The 17150-nt window shown below is 43.7% G+C and carries 13 protein-coding genes, 1 pseudogene and 1 riboswitch; of the genes and pseudogenes, 4 read left to right on the top strand and 10 right to left on the bottom strand.

What is annotated here, in order from left to right:
* Positions 1–13: 13 nt before the first annotated feature.
* From JI665_RS15275 to JI665_RS15290, 4 genes are read right to left on the bottom strand one after another with little or no spacing between them, the layout of a single operon-like run.
* On the bottom strand, positions 14–1705 hold the full coding sequence (locus JI665_RS15275) for an ABC transporter permease (protein WP_206840530.1): 1692 nt from the start codon (positions 1703–1705) through the stop codon (positions 14–16).
* Complete coding sequence (locus tag JI665_RS15280) at positions 1702–2808, bottom strand: ABC transporter ATP-binding protein (RefSeq protein ID WP_206840532.1); 1107 nt, start codon at positions 2806–2808, stop codon at positions 1702–1704. The genes JI665_RS15275 and JI665_RS15280 overlap by 4 nt, the downstream gene beginning before the upstream one ends.
* A gap of 14 nt (positions 2809–2822) precedes the next feature.
* Complete coding sequence (locus tag JI665_RS15285; protein ID WP_206840534.1) at positions 2823–3917, bottom strand: extracellular solute-binding protein; 1095 nt, start codon at positions 3915–3917, stop codon at positions 2823–2825.
* A gap of 17 nt (positions 3918–3934) precedes the next feature.
* On the bottom strand, positions 3935–5146 hold the full coding sequence (locus JI665_RS15290) for an ROK family transcriptional regulator (RefSeq protein ID WP_244671214.1): 1212 nt from the start codon (positions 5144–5146) through the stop codon (positions 3935–3937).
* A 311-nt stretch (positions 5147–5457) separates the two neighbouring features.
* On the opposite strand from JI665_RS15290, the gene JI665_RS15295 reads away from it, so the two are divergent.
* From JI665_RS15295 to JI665_RS15310, 4 genes are all read left to right on the top strand, one after another.
* Entirely contained in the window at positions 5458–8169 is a 2712-nt protein-coding gene (locus tag JI665_RS15295; RefSeq protein WP_244671215.1) for an NEW3 domain-containing protein, read from the top strand.
* 152 nt (positions 8170–8321) lie between these two features.
* The gene (locus tag JI665_RS15300) at positions 8322–9290 is read left to right on the top strand and encodes a nuclease-related domain-containing protein (protein WP_206840536.1); all 969 of its coding nucleotides are present in this window, start codon (positions 8322–8324) and stop codon (positions 9288–9290) included.
* A 60-nt stretch (positions 9291–9350) separates the two neighbouring features.
* Positions 9351–9611: a CGCGG family rSAM-modified RiPP protein gene (locus tag JI665_RS15305; protein WP_206840538.1), complete on the top strand. Its 261-nt coding sequence runs from the start codon at positions 9351–9353 to the stop codon at positions 9609–9611.
* Entirely contained in the window at positions 9596–9871 is a 276-nt protein-coding gene (locus JI665_RS15310; RefSeq protein WP_206840540.1) for a hypothetical protein, read from the top strand. The genes JI665_RS15305 and JI665_RS15310 overlap by 16 nt, the downstream gene beginning before the upstream one ends.
* Positions 9872–10374: 503 nt before the next feature.
* Here JI665_RS15310 and JI665_RS29215 read toward each other — a convergent pair.
* The 6 genes and pseudogenes from JI665_RS29215 to JI665_RS15335 all read right to left on the bottom strand — a co-directional run bounded on the left by JI665_RS29215 (position 10375) and on the right by JI665_RS15335 (position 17142).
* Positions 10375–11325: a methyl-accepting chemotaxis protein gene (locus tag JI665_RS29215; protein ID WP_414635274.1), complete on the bottom strand. Its 951-nt coding sequence runs from the start codon at positions 11323–11325 to the stop codon at positions 10375–10377.
* Positions 11317–12381, bottom strand: a pseudogene (locus tag JI665_RS29220) (cache domain-containing protein); the annotation flags it as partial. The gene JI665_RS29215 and the pseudogene JI665_RS29220, both read right to left, overlap by 9 nt.
* Positions 12382–12401: 20 nt before the next feature.
* Positions 12402–13370, bottom strand: a complete 969-nt coding sequence (locus tag JI665_RS28980) for a methyl-accepting chemotaxis protein (RefSeq protein ID WP_280516099.1) — start codon at positions 13368–13370, stop codon at positions 12402–12404.
* A gap of 175 nt (positions 13371–13545) precedes the next feature.
* A complete protein-coding gene (locus tag JI665_RS15325) occupies positions 13546–13683 on the bottom strand; it encodes a hypothetical protein (protein WP_206840544.1) in 138 nt (45 codons plus the stop codon).
* A 21-nt stretch (positions 13684–13704) separates the two neighbouring features.
* Positions 13705–13814: riboswitch (cyclic di-GMP riboswitch) on the bottom strand.
* Between the two features lie 480 nt (positions 13815–14294).
* Positions 14295–15752, bottom strand: coding sequence for a CoA-acylating methylmalonate-semialdehyde dehydrogenase (locus JI665_RS15330; protein ID WP_206840546.1), 1458 nt, complete (start codon positions 15750–15752; stop codon positions 14295–14297).
* Positions 15753–15789: 37 nt separating this feature from the next.
* Positions 15790–17142 (bottom strand): GntP family permease, encoded by a 1353-nt coding sequence (locus JI665_RS15335; RefSeq protein WP_206840548.1) that lies wholly within the window; start codon positions 17140–17142, stop codon positions 15790–15792.
* Between the last annotated feature and the right edge of the window lie 8 nt (positions 17143–17150).

Genomic DNA, 17150 nt, shown 5'->3' on the forward strand with positions numbered 1-17150 from the left:
TTTCAACTCCTTTTTAAGACAATGATTTTTCAGCCTTAACTCCAAAAAACTTGTTTGAAATGAACAGAACCAGTGCGATTAAAGTAATCTGGATCATACCGTAAGCTGCCGCCTGGCCCATATTGAACATTCTCAGCTGATTCATAATCTCGATGGAAATAGGGCGGTTTGAAAGAGTGTACAGCAATACCGAAGTGGGAAATTCACCGACAGACTCCACAAAAGCCAGTAATGTCCCTGATAAAACCCCTGGCATAATAATCGGAAGGATTACTTTTCTGAACGTATAGAACCACTTTGCCCCAAGGCTTCTTGAGGCTTCTTCTATGGAATCATCCAATTGCTCCAATACAGCATTGGTGGATCTGACGACTAATGGAATATGGCGGATAAAATAGGCAAGCGGCAAAATCCAGAATGTACCGACGAGAATGTTGCCAAACGAGAAGATGGTCGGCTCATTAAAAGCAAAAATCAAATTCATCCCGATAACGGTAGCCGGCAATGCCCATGGAATCATAACTAAAATATCCACAAAGCTTTTTCCGACAAATTTCCGTTTAACGAGTACATAGGATGCCAATACCCCAAAGACCAGATTCCCGGCTGTAGCAATAACCGACAGGAGCAAGCTATTTTTCAATGGCTTGAATATGTTCGGATCCTGGAACAATAAACGGTAGTTTTCAAAATTAAATACCGATGGATAGGTCTGCCATGTCCACGTTCCGTCCGGCACGAGCGATAGCAGGAGAATCGTGAAGTGCGGAAGCAGCAGAATGATGACTCCCACGATTCCTGTAAAGACCAGTATCCACTTCAAAACAGGATTATTGACTTCACTGCGATGGGCGCCAATTCCTTTAGATGCCATCCGGTAATCCTTGCGGTTTTGGTACCAGCGCATAAACAGCAGGAAGCTGATCGATACAACCGATAAAATAACCGATTGTGTGGCGGCCACTTCCATATCGCCATTAATTTTCGAAAAATAAATCTGCAGGCTCAGCACCCTGAATCCTCCTGCCAGGAGAAACGGCGCACTGAAGGATGCCATTGAGATCATAAACACCAATAAAGATGCGGCTACAATAGCCGGTGTCAATAATGGAAAGGTTACTTTCCAGAACACTTTAAAACGGTTGGCCCCCAGATTGTACGCAGCTTCTTCAAGAGATGGATCAATTTTATTAATGGCTGATGAAACAGTCATATAGAAATACACATACATAGTATATGCATGGACTATCAAAATGCCTGATATGCCGCCTATTTTGAACGGCACTTCATCCAGCCCGAACAGGTCCTTAATGGCATTGGGAATCAATCCGGTTTCCCCATACAGGAACATGAACGCCATTACTCCTACCAGTGACGGCAGGACGATCGGCATGATGGCAGCCGATGCAAAGAAGCCTCTGCCCGGAAAATCATACCGGTTGAAAATGAATGCAAGCGGGATGCCGATCAGGGCACTGACCAGGACACTTAATACCGAAATATATACAGAATTCCACAGGGCTTCCAGATTGGTCTTGGATTCCTGGGTAAAGAAGTCACTGTAATTCCCGAAGTTCATGCTACCGTCTTTTTGAAGGCTCTCCATTATGGTCCGTAAAGAGGGATACAGAACATAAGCTATGAGTACCAGCAGGACCGGAATAAGGAGGAGCAGGGTCAGCCTCGTATCCCGATTTTTAATCATGATGCATCACCTGTCACCACAGGAATGATCCGCATCTGCTCTTCAGGCAATTCCACCCAAATCTCTGCACCCTCCTGCAGGCTTCTGGATAAGCCGCTATTCAGGGCATTCACCTGAAGCTTAAGGCCTGCAGCCCTGACCACAACATTGATGAGGGAGCCAAAGAAATGTACCTCTTCCACCATTCCTTTGAAGATATTTTTCCCTTCCATCTCTTTTTCCAGTATTTTAATAGATTCAGGACGAACGGATAATGCCAGGTTCCCTTTGTTTTCCTGATTATAATTAAATGGGGCATTTCGGACGAAAATCCCATTGGCACTTTCATCGTTCTGCACATGTACCAGAATGTGTTCATCTTCTATCCTGCTGATCTTCACAGGCAGCAGATTGATTTCTCCAATAAAACCCGCTACGAAATCATTGGCTGGTTCATTATAGATTTCTGAGGGTGTTCCCACCTGGTGGCAGACCCCAAAGTTAAATACCGCAATCCGATCGCTCATGGATAAAGCTTCTGCCTGATCATGGGTAACATAGATGGTGGTGATATTATAATCCTTTTGCAATCTCAGTATTTCGCTTCTCATTTCATCGCGCAGCTTGGCATCCAGGTTGCTGAGTGGCTCATCCAGGAGCAAAATCTCCGGTTCAATCACCAATGCCCTTGCCAGCGCGACACGCTGCTGCTGACCTCCGCTTAACTGGCTCACCTGACGATCGGCGTATTGCTCAAGCCTCACCTTTTGCAATACATCCTTGACTTTTATTTTGAGCTCCTTGGAGCCAAGTTTCCTGACCCTTAATCCAAAAGCGACATTCTCAAACACCGTCATGTGAGGAAAAAGGGCATAGTTTTGGAAAACCATGCCCGTATTTCTCTTTTCAGGAGGTACACGCGTCATATCCTTATCGCCGAAACGGACAACACCTTTAGTAGGATAATAGAATCCAGCAATCATCCGCAGTGTGGTTGTCTTTCCGCACCCACTTGGTCCAAGGAAGGTGAAGAATTCCCCATCCTTTATATCCAGATTTAAATGATCGACTGCAATAACCCTTCCAAAGGCTTTTTGGACATTATCTATGTTTATGGACGCCATACCTATTACACTTCCTATTCTTTAATTTCTTTTTCTCCGCTCTTTATGTTTTCATCCCAATACTTCATCCAGCTGTCGCTGTTCTCCTGGAATACCTTCCAGTCAATATCCATGCTCTTAATCTCTGTTTCTGTAATCCATTCAGGGAGCCCTTCCACATCATCCCTTGTTGGAATGCGGTAAAATTCCTCAGCAAGGATTTTGGCTGCTTCAGGTGTGTTGACAAACTCATAGAATGCTTCAGCCGCCTTTGGATGCGGAGCATCATTCACAACAGCAATGCCTTCCGTCAGGACCGGTGTGCCGCTTTCCGGAATGATGAATTCAAATGGATAATTTTTATTTTCCTTTAACATGACAACATCAGGCATTGCCCAGACAGATAGCTTTCCTTCCCCTTTGGCTACCTTGTTGTACATCATTTCAGGGTTTGCTACGTATTCTTTCGTGTTGGCATCCAATTTTTCAAGCCATTCGTAACCGGCCGCTGTATCGCTGGAGTCCTTAAAGTCGCGGTAAATCATGGCTGAAAAGATCGTTCTCATCGTTCCCGATGCCAGCGGGTAGCGGATGATGATTTCATCCTTCCACTTCGGATCAAGAAGCTCATCCCAGTCTTTAGGCGCTTCATCTTCTGATAATTCTTTGCTGTTATACATAATGACTTCCGGTGTTTGGCTTGTTCCGGACCAGTGCCACTCAGGATCGTGGAAGCCTTCTGCCAGACTTCCTGCATATGAAGGCTCATATGGCTTTAACAGTCCTTCATCCTTTGCCTGATCGAAGTTTACAGATGGCGCTCCCCACCAGACATCAGCCTGTGGATTGTTTTTCTCGGAGCGGATCCGGTCCAGGATTTCCTGTGATCCCATATCAAGCCATTCCACATCAATCTGATATTTTTCCTCGAATTGCTGTTCAAACTTTGATAGAATATCCTTTCCATGCGGTGAATAGATAACTACCTTTTCTTCCAGCTTATTCTCTTTCTCTCCCTGCTCATTCTCAGAGCTTGAGCTGGATCCCTGTTCAGAACTGCAAGCTGAAAGCATTAGTGCAGCCGAAATGGATAAAGTGGTTAAAATCGATGCCCTTTTCTTATTTTTCATTTGAAAAATCCCCCTCATTAAGAAAATTTGATAATACTTTCATGCTCCCGCAAAAAGAGTGAAACAGCTCCAAGGACTCCCGCATTATCACCTAATCTTGAAGTCTTTAATTCTACTGAACTTGGAAGATAGTGATTCACGATCCTGTCCAATTTAGGCAAAATGTAATCAGATGATTTTAGAACACCACCTCCTAAAATAATGACTTCAGGATTCAATAAGCTCGCGGCATTAATGATTCCATAGGCCAGATGTTCAATGGCTTCTTCAATGACCTCAATGGCTAACTTGTCGCCTTTTTTTGCAAGCGCAAAGGCCATTTCCCCCGGCAGTTCTCCCTTTATTGCCTGAGAGTAGGCAGGGTGGTCCGAACTCTGCTGAATGACTTCCGTCAGTTTTTTCCCGATGGATTTTCCGCCGGCAACGCTTTCCAAATAACCGTAGCGTTGAAAGATTGGCTTAAAGTCTCTTTTCATATCTGTTTTATCCGTCACCATATAGCCCATCTCGCCAGCAGCATTTGAATACCCGCGGTACAGCTGATTATTGATAATAATTCCGCTTCCAACCCCTGTTCCGACCGCCATAAACAGAACATTCTGTTTATTCTTCGCGTTTCCGAGCCATTGCTCCCCAAGTGCTGCAACATTCACATCATTGTCTACATGAACCGGGAAAGAGAAGTATTTATTTGCTTCCGCTAAGAACGGGTATCGAATCCAGTTGAGGCTCGGTGCTTCCAGGACGACTCCGCTGGATGTTTGTGTAATCCCCGGAACCCCTGCTCCCATTCCAAGCACCTGTTCCAATGGGATTTGGCATTCATCCAGCATAGACTGTACATCTTTGCCGATTTGTTTTAAAAGTCCAGATTCTAAAAATTGACAGGTTGAAAAACTGCTGGAATGGACGATGTTGCCTCCGAGATCGCTAATGACTATCTTTACTTTCGTGCCGCCGATATCTGTTCCGATTACATAAGCCGCTTTTTCGTTGAAATAAAGATGTATCGGTCTCCTTCCGCCTTGTGAAGACGATTCGCCTATCCCCTTTTCATACACCCACTTTTCCCCTATCAATTCATCTACCAGCAAAGAAACAGTCGGCTTGCTTATGGAAATCTTCGCAGCAATCTCGGCCCTTGAAGTCGGTGAATTTTCCTGAATCCATTGAAGTACTCTCTTTTTATTGATTGATTTCATTTGCATCGGTGTCCCATTAAAATTCATCACATCACGGCCTTAATTGATTTGGTTAGTAAATATTACTAATTAACTTCAATATAACCTAACTGGTAACCGTTTACAACCTATTATTTTTAATTTTATGATAATTGCGATTATTTCTATGACTAAAGGACGATTTTAATAAAATTAATTTTTCGAATATTGAAATATTAACAATTTTACCCTATTATGAAATTTATTAGGCGGGTAGTTGCCAGTAGTTAGTTAGGACGTTTAACTAACCTGCTTTAGACCTATGATGAAAGGAGTGTAAGAGGAGCGCTGTCATACCATTTTGAAAGGGGTTACACAAATTGAAAAAAATCTTTGTTTACTTTTTGTCCCTATTGTTAATTCTCTCCCTGCTGCCTCTCAGCGGAAGTGCCCAGTCAGAAGAGCATGACCCCGACCTGTGGAGTGCAGTGAAGCCGCTGGACACAACGGTCAGCTTTTTGAATACAGGCGCACATCCTGACGATGAGCGCAGTGACTTTCTTGCTTACCTATCACGAGGACTTGGAGTTAAAACCTCAAGCCTAATAGCCAACCGCGGCGAGGGCGGCCAGAATGAAATCGGGCAGGAGCTTGGGAACGGCCTTGGAATTATCCGCTCCCGCGAAATGATTGAAGCAGCGAAAATCACTGGAGTTAAAGCCTACCATTTGAGTGAAACAACCTCTGACACCATCTATGATTTCGGCTTCTCCAAGACAAAGGATGAAACTCTAAGCCACTGGGGCAAGGACCTTACTTATGAAAGATTAATCCGATTTATTCGTACTTACCAGCCGGATATTATCATGCCATCCTTCAGAGACTCGGATACCCAGCACGGACACCACCGCACAATGACCATTCTCAGCCAGGAAGCCTTTAAAGATGCCGCAGATCCTAACGTATTTCCTGAACAATTAAAAGAAGGATTATCCGTCTGGCAGACTAAAAAGTTCTATTTGCCGGCAGAAAGTAAAGATACAGCTGATACTTCGATTGAAATAGGCATGTTTGATCCTATCTACGGCATGTCCTATCCGCAAATCGGCGAGGAATCACGCTATATGCACAAAAGCCAGGGAATGGGAAATGACATCCCTGTCGCCCCAAGACAAACAGATTTGGAGTTAGTGGATAGCGCAGTAGAAACAAATGGCAGCAATGATCTTTTTGCCGGTATCCCATATGATTTTAACGAATGGGCAAAAACACTCCCTAAGAAAGAAAAAGCATTGCAGGTGCACTTTACAAAATTCCAAAAAAGCCTGGACAGAATTATCTCCAGCTATCCCAGCCATAGCCAGGTATTCAGCAAAACGCAGCAAGCATTAAAAGAAGCAGACCGTTTAGTAAAGAAAACGGAGAAATCCAAGCTTGATTCCCAGCTGAAGTCAGATCTGCTTCATAAGCTTGAAGTGAAAAAAGAACAGCTGCTGAATGTGAGCCTTGTATCCTCCGACCTTGAGATTAATGCACAGGCGGAGTCCAACATCCTGACAAAAGGGCAGAAAACGTCTGTTACTGTCACGTTAACCAATAATGGCAGTCAGAAGCTGAAGAAAGCTGATGTTGAACTGATCACTCCTGAGGGCTGGAAGGTTTCTAATAAATCCAAGGCAGCTGACCTTGCACCCGGTAAAACGGCTGAAGTTACCTTTAAGGTTCAAGTTCCAGGTGATGCAGCGTATTATCACGCATACGAAACCCCTGCTATACAGGCAAAGGTCAGCTATGAATCTGCCGGCGCAAAGACAGTGACTGTCTCTGAGCTGGATGGCACCATTGCCGTTCTGCCGGACGTTGGCCTTACTCTTTCTCCTGAAGATCTGGTTATTAATACCGCTGACGTTCAGGAAGAAGTGCCTGTCAATGTAAAAGTGAAAAATTACCGTGAAGGAGCTGCACAGGCTTCCGTATCCTTAAATGTTCCGGAAGGCTGGTCAGTAAGCCCGGAAAAAGCAGAAGTTAACTTCGGAGCTTCATTGGAGGAAAAAGAGGTTACCTTTACACTGAGCCCGCCTGCGGATATTCAGGAAGGCGACTTTAAACTATCCGCCGAGGCAGCTGTAAATGGAAAGACCTTTGATTCAACAGTTCAAGAAATTCAATATGACCATATCGGAACATTTTATTACCTGTATCCAGCCCAGGTCAATGGAGTAGCCTTTGAATTGCTGGCACCAGAAGGGTTAAAGGTCGGCTACATTGAAAGCGGTTTTGATAAAGTGGCAGATTACTTGTCCAATGCAGGACTTGATGTGACAAAGCTTACTGAGACCGATCTTGCTTCAGGGGACTTAAGCCAATACGATACAATCATTGTTGGTATCCGTGCCTACCTTTCACGTGAAGACTTAACAGCAAATAATGAACGTTTAAAAGAATACGTCGCAAATGGCGGGCATATGGTGGTCCAGTACCATAAGCCGAACGATGGCTGGGTGACGGAAGGCACTGCTCCATACCCGCTGACCATCGGAAACCCATCCATCAAGTGGAGGGTAACCGATGAAAATGCACCTGTTACCGTTCTGCAGCCTGAATCGCCGCTCTTCAACTATCCAAATAACATCACTCAAGACGACTGGGCCAACTGGATACAGGAAAGAGGATTATACTATCCAATGCAGTGGGATGACCGCTTTGAAACCTTCGTGCGCATGGGGGATCCTAACGAGGAGCCATTTGATGGCGGCATTCTCATGGCCGATTACGGAGAAGGCACCTACCTTTATACCAACCTGGTATTCTATCGCCAAATTCAAGGCCAGGTTCCGGGAGGCTACCGCATTTTCACGAACCTGATCAGCACGGTCAAAATGAATAACTTATTAGGGACAGCTGCGGATGCGGCTGTTCTTTTTGATCGGGACATGGGCGGGACATGGGGACAGGTTAACTGTCCCCAAAGTACATTTGGGATATGGAACACGTCCCTTTGTCCCTTGTCGAATGCGAACTTTGCAAATTGGGCAGTGGAACTTGCAAATAGATTGGCGGTTTTGCAAATAGAAGGGGACTTAGCCGCTTGATTATTTGAGGAAAAGCCTATGATTAACACTCGCAAATAGAGTGGAAGTTCTGCAATTAGAGCATGAAAATTTGCAAATAGGCTCCCTTATAAGGAGGGTATATAGACATTTATATCGAAAATAACTAATTATCATTGAAAGGAGAGACACACTTGATTATTAAAAGCCTGAAAGTCCCCGAAATTAACCTACAGCTTGAAGTGTTGTTAAGAAGAATCCCCGAACATCATCCCGCCCGTGAGAAAGTAATCTCAGAATATAAAAAGAGAAACGCGGGTTTTAAGGGAGAAGAAAGATTATTTTATTACTTAAGCTTTCTTGAATCTAAAAAGTATTGGATTTTTCATGATTTGAGGTTATCAAACGGATCGCATTTTTTTCAAATCGATGCATTGCTGCTCACTGCAAATTTTGCACTCATATTGGAAGTTAAAAATTGGACAGGAACCTTGATTTTCAGCCCTCATTTCCAGCAGGTCATCCGCATACAAAATGATAAAGAGGAAGGATTTCCGGACCCCCTTTCACAAGCGCGGCATCAGACGAATCAGTTTAGAAACTGGCTTGGTCTTAATGGATTTCCTGATATTCCACTGGAATTTTTAGTTGTAATCAGCCATCCTTCTACCATTATTAAGGCAGAGACAGACCCGCTGCAAATATCTAAGAGAGTCTTACACTCTCATCACCTTTTATCCAAAATGAATGGCATTGAAAATAAGTACCCTCAAGAAAAAACTGACCCTAAAGAGATACGGAAGCTATGCCGGACTTTGTTAAAAAAACATAACCCTGCACAATCCGAGATTCTCGAGCACTTCAATGTTTCAGCTGAAGAAATTCTCACTGGTGTTAGCTGTCCTAAATGCACTTCCCTTCCGATGATTTTCCATTGGGGGAAATGGCACTGCCCAAAGTGTTTGTTTTCCTCCCCCCTGGCACATGAAGCAGCTATCCAAGACTACTTCCGGCTTATTAAGCCGTCAATTACCAACTCGCAATTCCGCTCATTCACCCATATACCCTCACCCTATACGGCTTCAAGATTACTCTCCAGGATGAACCTTTCTTTTAAAAGAAATAAAAGACACCGAATTTACGAAAAATCCCCTAAACAGTGATTAACCTCACAAATTTTCCCAATAATTTAATTTATAATCAGGCTGAATTGAGGTGCTAATATGGAAAAGAACTGGTCTATTTCACTGGAGCATGGTAATTACACTAGTGATTTGGAGCTTCTGATCAACGATGCGATGGCGGCAGTCAGCCAGACAGCTAAAGGATATTATGTCAATATAGTCACTCCAGCTGAGTTAGGTAATCCCGATAACTATCTGACTGAAGCACTGCTCATATACTTCGGAAATAAAGTGGACCCTCAATTTATCGATCAATGCGGATGCGGGGGGTATGTTTTGAGGGTATGGAAAAACAAGTGAGGGACCTGACGATTTTGTGTGATTATAAGAACAGGCATGTCATTTTGAATTATTATTATGAAGAGGAGCTTATTGATCGGGATGGAACCAGCTTTAATGAGATTTACGTTTACCAGGGGACAATTTACTTTATCAAAAACAGAAAACGGATCGTAACCATCAATTCGAAGAAATATCGTAATAAATTGATAGGCGAGGATTTTCAAAATTACTATATTATGCGGAGAGATAAGAATCGTCTTGATATCTATTTTCCTTAAAAGGAGCTGCGAAAGCGCTGGATACGCTTTTGCAGCTTTTTTTATTTGGGAGGAATATATCTATTTGCAGGTAGCCTGAATCTATTTGCGAGTTCCGAGTTCTTTTTGCAAAATCTAAGATTCTATTTTCAATTTGATAATCCTAGACTGATCCCCGATCTATTGCTTCTCGTCTATTTGCAGGTAGCAGCCTGGTATTTGTACTTTTCCAGTTCTATTTGCCGAATTCATCCTGCTATTTGCAGCATACTCCGTTTTATTTGCAGAATCCCCGGTTCTATTTGCCAATCAACTAAGCGAGCCGTTTCCCGTTCTTATGCAGTTCATCTATTTGCAGAATCCAGCTAACTATTTGTAAATTACCTATTCTATTTGCAGATTTTCCAGCCCTATTTGCAGGGTTAAGCATCTATTTGTATGTTTCCGTGCTCTTTTTGCAGGGTTCACATTCTGAACCCGCGGCCACATAAAAACAGACCCGCCAAACCGGCGGGTCCTTCTATTTAACTCACTTTAAACTTCTTAATAGAATCCAGCAGCTCCTCCGCCATTCCCGAAAGTGAAGCAGCAGATGCCGCAATTTCTTCCATGGACGCCAGCTGCTCTTCTGTAGCAGCGGATACATCCTGGCTTTCGGCTGTGGTGACAGCGGCAATTTCTTCGATTGCGCTTACGAGTTCTACCACCTGGTCGGCACCTTCAGCCATGTCCTTTATGGATGAGGAAACTTCTGCAATCTGGCCCGAAACGGTGTCGGCAAATTGCTGGATGTGGCTGAAGGCATCTCCTGCATTGTTAACCAGGTCAATTCCTTTTTCCACTTCAGCTGTTCCTTTTTCCATGGAAGAGATGGCTTTGCCTGTATCCGTTTGGATCGTTGAGATCAGTTCGCGGATGCTTTCAGTTGATTTGGATGATTGTTCTGCCAGCTTGCGGACTTCATCGGCTACAACTGCAAATCCCCTTCCGTGCTCGCCTGCTCTTGCTGCTTCAATGGCTGCATTAAGCGCGAGCAAATTCGTCTGAGCGGCAATTTCGGAAATAACATTGACAATCTGGCCAATTTCCTCCGAGCGCTTTCCTAACGTATGAACAATGGAACCTAATTCAGAAACTGTTAAATTAATATTTTTCATCTGATTCGTTGAAAGATCGATTGCTTCATTTCCTTTTACTACCACTTCATTTGTCTCATTAGCGGTTTGGGCCACAACGTTTGTATTCAGCATGATCTGCTGAATGCGTCCGGACATCTCTTTTACAACAGAAGTGCTTTCTTTCACTTTTTCTGTCTGCTGCTCAGTAGCTGATGCTACTTCCTGAATAGAGTTGGCCACCTGTTCTGTTGCCATATTATTCTGCTCAGAGCTTGCCGTCAGCTGTTCTGATGAGGAAGCAAGGTGAACCGCTTTTTCGCTCACATGGTTGATAAGCTGCTGCAGTGAAAGGACCATTTTATTGAAGCTAATACCCAGTTTGCTGATTTCATCGTTATTTTTAACCTCAAACTTCTGGGTCAGATCTCCTTCGCTGACTTTATCTGTTGCTGCAATCAGCTGATTGAGCGGGCGTGTAATCGAGCGGACAATAAAATAAGAAATAAGTGCACCTATAAGGACGAAAATGGCTATGAATATAATCGTCGACATGAAGATAGGCTGTACGGCTGATGTTACTTCTTCCAGATTCATTGTGCCAAGCACCTTCATGCCTGTCAGCCCATTGGTGGTAAAGTGCATTTCCTTCTTTTCGCCATCAAGAGTGTATTCTACCTGCCCTTTTTCCTTTTCCAGGACTTCCGGCAGCCAGCTTCCCTCTGCCTCTGTGCCTGGCTTCTCCTGAGGGTGCACTAAAAAGCTTCCCTCCGCACTTAAGATAGCGGGATAGCCTTCTTTCCCAATCTTAATGTTATTGGATAGCTCGCTTAGAGCAGAGAGACTTAAATCAATTCCGATAACGCCGGAGCTGTCGCCAAGCTTTTGGGCTACTGTAATAAGGATATTTCCACTTACAGCATCAACATATGGCTCTGTGATAAAGGCTTTTCCCTTTGCCTCCATGGCTCCCTGATACCAGGGGCGTGTGGTTGCATCAAAGTCAGCCGGCAGATCTGCCCGCGGATAGATGACTAAATCACCCTCTTCAGAACCAGCATAAATAGCGACTGCCTCCGGATGGAGCTCTTTATACTGGCTAAAGGCATTTGTTGTTTTATCTAATTCTTCATCTGTATAAAAATCCTTCTTGATCTGCTTGGAAAAATAATTTGTATCCCCCATCTTGGGTTTAATAAAGTTCATAATAAACTGGTCAAGGATTTTTACATTCTCATTTGCACTCATCTCAATCTGGTTTTTAATCTCATCATGTGCCTTCTGATAGGATATGTATCCGATTGAAATGGAAGGAATTAATAGAATAATAATGAATGAGAGCAATAATTTCTTCCTAATTGTAAATGAAAACAGCGACCCTTTTTCTCTCTGCTTCTTCTGTTTTTTCTTTTTCATAATTGACCCCTCTTGGAAACTTAGTAGTTTACTGCCTTAACCTGCGAGATGGCGCCTTCCAGCTTCTCATCAACGACCCTCGCATCGTCAATATGCCTCTGGATCAGTTCGTTTACTTGATCAAAAACATACTTTGTTTCGGAAATCTCATCGGCCACCTCTTGGGAATACCCCTTCTGAATGTTTATCATTTCAATCACTTCACTGACTTCAGCTTCCACCGAATGGATGATGTTTGTGATTGAATCAATTTTGCTGGTAGTTTGACCGCTGAGGGACATGCCATCTTTAATTAATTCGGTGCTTGCGACTGTTGAGTTCAATGTTGCTTCAATATCATCCTGAATATTTTTCGTCAGGGAACTGATATTAGCGGTGCTCGTCGCTGTACTTTCAGCCAGTTTCCGGACCTCATCCGCCACCACTGCAAATCCTTTTCCCTGCTCGCCTGCGCGCGCTGCTTCGATGGATGCATTTAGTGCCAGGAGATTTGTTTGTTCCGCGATATCTTTAATGACCTGGACAATCATCTCAATTTCTTTTGACCTTTTGCTCAGTGCCTCCATCTTCTGCGAATTCACTTCTAATTGATCTCCCAGCTGCTTAATCAGCTGTTCAGACTTGCTGACGGATCCGCGGCCTTCCTCCGAGCTTTTCACCATCTCTTTTGCAGACTGGATCAGATTTCCCCCTTTATCCGATAAAGTGAGGCTGTTTGTAAAAGTGGCTTCACTATGTCTTTTTACGTTTTCAAATCCGTCTTTAATTTTTAGAACCAGGTCTCCCAGCATGTAATGCTGCCCATTGACCATTTCATGCTGACTCACCGTATTCGACAAATCTTCATTAAAAGAATGGATCAGTGTCTGATAATATTTTTCCCTGCGCTGAAACTCTTCTTCAGCAAACTGCAGTTTGGCTTCAAGTTCCCGCTTTTCATCCTCGAGCTGCCTCAACTTTCCTTTTCCGAACATCATTGATCTCCTCATCTCCTATATACTCCTTTATTATATCGACAGAAAACGTGAAATTTTGTGACCTTTTGCACTCTTTTTTTAAATATCCAATAAACATATAGTTCTATATAGCTAGTTTTTAGAATTATAAACAAAAAATGACTTTGGCCAGGCTGCCAAAGTCATTTCTCAAATTTATGTAGTTATTTTATATCTGATTAGCCAAAATAGTCACAAGCGCACTAATAAGTATTGTAATGAAAGGTAAGGAAATATAAAGAACCTTCCTTTTAAGTTGTTTCTTTTTTGCGATTTCCTCTGGCGTAATCCAAGTTTGATTTGACATCAATATTCTCCTTTACAATCTGATGGCAGCTGGCTGGCTTTATCGAAAGATGTATGTAACTTTGATAACCTGCGATGGAAGCCCCTCTAGCTTTGCGTCATTGCTTTTCAGCAATTTTGCCCTTTATTTACCTTATCGGAACAAATTAAATTTTTTAGAGGTGATAATTATTAATAAAAATATTCCGAAAAATCAAGAATCAATAATTCTCCAGGATTTTAATACCCGCTTAACTAAGTCATAAACATGTTTTAATAATATTTTACTTTCATTCTTATTTATATCCTTCAATAGTCTCAAGAAGTAAGACTATAACTAATAAAGTAAGGCTTTTCTATCTCAGTGCAAAATTTCAAATAAACCTATTTTCCAGCTCTTTTCGCCATAGAAAATACCGTACATACTCAGGCTTACAGAGAACTTATGGCAAACAATATATGCAAAAGTTTTACTTCGATATGGGGGATAAAACGGGATATGTAATCAGTTGATTATTTTAACACTGGTTATCTAATATTTTTTTGTGAAGCCACAATAAAGAGACGATTTTCTAATCTACTATGAATAAAAAAAAGTGCCCATAAATGGACACTCTTTCGTCAATTCTTCACTTACCAGCGTGCAGTCAGCATCTTTCTTCTCGTATAGAATTCCACACCATCTGTTCCGTTTGCGTGAAGGTCTCCGTAGAACGAATTTTTCCAGCCGGAGAATGGGAAGAAGGCCATTGGAGCCGGTACGCCGATGTTAACGCCGAGCATGCCGACCTCGATGTTTTCTCTGAAGTAGCGGACACTGCTTCCGCTGTCAGTGAATAGGCATGCTCCATTTCCGAAGTCTGATTTGTTCGTAAGCTCGATCGCTTCTTCAAGATTTTTTACACGCACAACAGAAAGTACCGGTGCGAAGATTTCTTCCTTCCAAATTTTCATTGATGGATTGACATGATCAAAAATTGTCGGTCCGATAAAGTATCCATTTTCATGGTAAGCTTCATCTTTGCGGCCATCGCGGACAAGGGTTGCTCCTTCTTTTTCGCCAATTTCAATATAGCCGCTTGTACGCTCCTTGTTTTCCTGCCGGATGACTGGCCCTAAGAAAACTTCTTCGTCCAGGCCATTTCCGATTGTCAGCTGGCCCGCCTGCTCATTTAATTTCGCTACCAGCTCATCGGCAACAGAATCCACGGCTACTACCACAGAGCAGGCCATGCACCTTTCACCTGCTGACCCGTAAGCGGCAGCAATAATTTCCTTAACCGCACCATCAAGGTCTGCATCAGGCATCACGATTGAGTGGTTCTTAGCTCCGGCAAGCGCCTGAACACGTTTACCGTTTGCAGTAGCAGATTTGTAGATATACTCGGCAACAGGCTGGGAGCCCACAAATGAAATTGCCGGTACATCCTTATGATCAATCAGGCTGTTTACCACATCATGCGCACCGTGAACGATATTGAATACACCAGCTGGAAGTCCGGCTTCAGCGAACAGCTCTGCCAGGCGGTTAGCCAGGATTGGCGTTCTTTCAGATGGCTTTAACACAAATGTATTACCGCACGCAATTGCAAGCGGGAACATCCAGCACGGAACCATCATCGGGAAGTTGAAAGGCGTGATGCCGCCGATAACGCCAACCGGGTAGCGGTACATGCCCGATTCGATATTCGTCGCAATGTCAGGAAGCTGCTTGCCCATCATAAGAGATGGTGCGCCTGCAGCGAATTCAACACATTCAATGCCGCGCTGAACCTCTCCGTATGCTTCTTTATAGTTTTTTCCGTTTTCCTGTGTAATCAATTTCGCAAGTTCATCCCAGTTATCTACTAATAATTGCTGATATTTAAATAGAATTCTCGCTCTCTTTGGGACCGGCGTTTTGCTCCAGGTTTTAAACGCTTCTTTCGCAGCCTGAACAGCTTTATCGACATCTTCGCGGGTGGAAATCGGTGTGCGTGCAAGCTCCTCGCCTGTTGCCGGGTTTGGCACCAATTCGAATTTATCCGTGTTTGCATCCACCCATTCGCCATTGATAAAGTTCTTTAATACCTTTGTTGTTGTCGCTGTCATGAGTAAAATCCCCTTTCAAAATTAGAAGTCTATTATTTTAAAAAATTGAATATAAAATCACAGCCAGGAATAATACAGCCGTTGGCATCGCTACACTCAAAATAAAAATTGGCCAGTAGGCGCGTTTATGGGTTTCCCCGGATATCGCCCGGATTGTCGTAACGACATAGCCATTATGCGGAAGTGAGTCCAGCCCGCCCGAAGCCAGTGCTGAAATCCTGTGCATCGCGCCAGGGTCCAGGCCTTGGGCCATATACATGGGAGCCAGAATCGGAAGGGCAATACCCAAACCGCCTGAAGCCGAACCTGTAATCCCGCAAATCAGCGTAACAGCTATCGCCAGTCCCATTAAGGGAGGTCCCGGAATATTGACCAGGGCATCGACAAATGTATCAAAGGCAGCTACCTGGGCGGCAACACTGCCGAAGCCCACAACGGCACACGTATTAGCCGCGGCGACTAAAGCATCCTGGGCACCTTTTGCCAAAGCCTCCCAAAAACCAATCAGATATTTAATCATCAATACACACGCCAAAATGATTCCGCTCGTCAGGGAAATTAAAGCGGAAGCCGTTGACGACGTAAAGTTGGCTGCTGTGTTTAATATGGCAATAACGGAAGCAAGCGGCAATATTGCCATCAAGACATGCGGGAATTCCTTCCCTCCAGGAGCAGCATCAGGCCCTTGCATGGACAGCTCCGTTTCCAGAGCTGCCGCCGACTCATTTGCAGCACCAGCCGGCTGATTCGGCAAAGAAAATACCTCTCCATTTTGAACCGCTTTTTTCACCATTCGGCTTAGTAAAATACCGCCTGTTATCATGATGATTAATGCCATTAACACCCCAATGATCCCGCCTGCGGTCGGCTTTGTTCCGAAAAACTCAGTTGGAATCAGGTTTTGGATTTCCGGTGAGCCCGGTGCTGTCATCGTAAACGAAATCGAACCAAACACCAAAGCGGCCGGGATAAAACGATGCGGCAGATTGGCCACTTTAAATAAGGAAACAGCAATTGGGTATACTGCGAAGCCTACGACAAACAAGCTGACGCCGCCATATGTCATAATCGCTGCTGCGGCCACGACAGCAAATACAGCTCTGGAAGGGCCCAGTGTATCCTTAACCCAATTCGCAATGCTGTCAGCCGCCCTGGTTACCTGCATAATTTTTCCGAAAACTGCCCCAAGCAGAAAGATTAAGAACCAGGAGTAAAAATAATTTGTAAAGCCTGTCATATAATGCTCTGTCAGGGCGGTCTCAAGATTAAGTCCTCCTGTAAGAGCAACCACAACGGCGCTAATGATGGCGGCAATAATTATATTTACGCCCTTCATTGTTAAATACATTAATAGAATCAGTGAAGCGATTAAGCCCAGCATTCCAAGCATCTGATTGT

It is taken from the genome of Bacillus sp. NTK034 (assembly GCF_017303275.1).
In the GTDB taxonomy this organism is placed as follows: domain Bacteria; phylum Bacillota; class Bacilli; order Bacillales; family Cytobacillaceae; genus Cytobacillus.

What these genes read in the sequence shown, in the direction of transcription:
- JI665_RS15275 (WP_206840530.1), bottom strand. Translation starts at nt 1,705, where the DNA reads ATGATTAAAAATCGGGATACGAGGCTGACCCTGCTCCTCCTTATTCCG.
- JI665_RS15280 (WP_206840532.1), bottom strand. Translation starts at nt 2,808, where the DNA reads ATGGCGTCCATAAACATAGATAATGTCCAAAAAGCCTTTGGAAGGGTT.
- JI665_RS15285 (WP_206840534.1), bottom strand. Translation starts at nt 3,917, where the DNA reads ATGAAAAATAAGAAAAGGGCATCGATTTTAACCACTTTATCCATTTCG.
- JI665_RS15290 (WP_244671214.1), bottom strand. Translation starts at nt 5,146, where the DNA reads ATGAATTTTAATGGGACACCGATGCAAATGAAATCAATCAATAAAAAG.
- JI665_RS15305 (WP_206840538.1), top strand. Translation starts at nt 9,351, where the DNA reads ATGGAAAAGAACTGGTCTATTTCACTGGAGCATGGTAATTACACTAGT.
- JI665_RS15310 (WP_206840540.1), top strand. Translation starts at nt 9,596, where the DNA reads ATGGAAAAACAAGTGAGGGACCTGACGATTTTGTGTGATTATAAGAAC.
- JI665_RS29215 (WP_414635274.1), bottom strand. Translation starts at nt 11,325, where the DNA reads ATGGTCCTTTCACTGCAGCAGCTTATCAACCATGTGAGCGAAAAAGCG.
- JI665_RS28980 (WP_280516099.1), bottom strand. Translation starts at nt 13,370, where the DNA reads ATGAGGAGATCAATGATGTTCGGAAAAGGAAAGTTGAGGCAGCTCGAG.
- JI665_RS15325 (WP_206840544.1), bottom strand. Translation starts at nt 13,683, where the DNA reads ATGTCAAATCAAACTTGGATTACGCCAGAGGAAATCGCAAAAAAGAAA.
- JI665_RS15330 (WP_206840546.1), bottom strand. Translation starts at nt 15,752, where the DNA reads ATGACAGCGACAACAACAAAGGTATTAAAGAACTTTATCAATGGCGAA.
- JI665_RS15335 (WP_206840548.1), bottom strand. Translation starts at nt 17,142, where the DNA reads ATGCTTGGAATGCTGGGCTTAATCGCTTCACTGATTCTATTAATGTAT.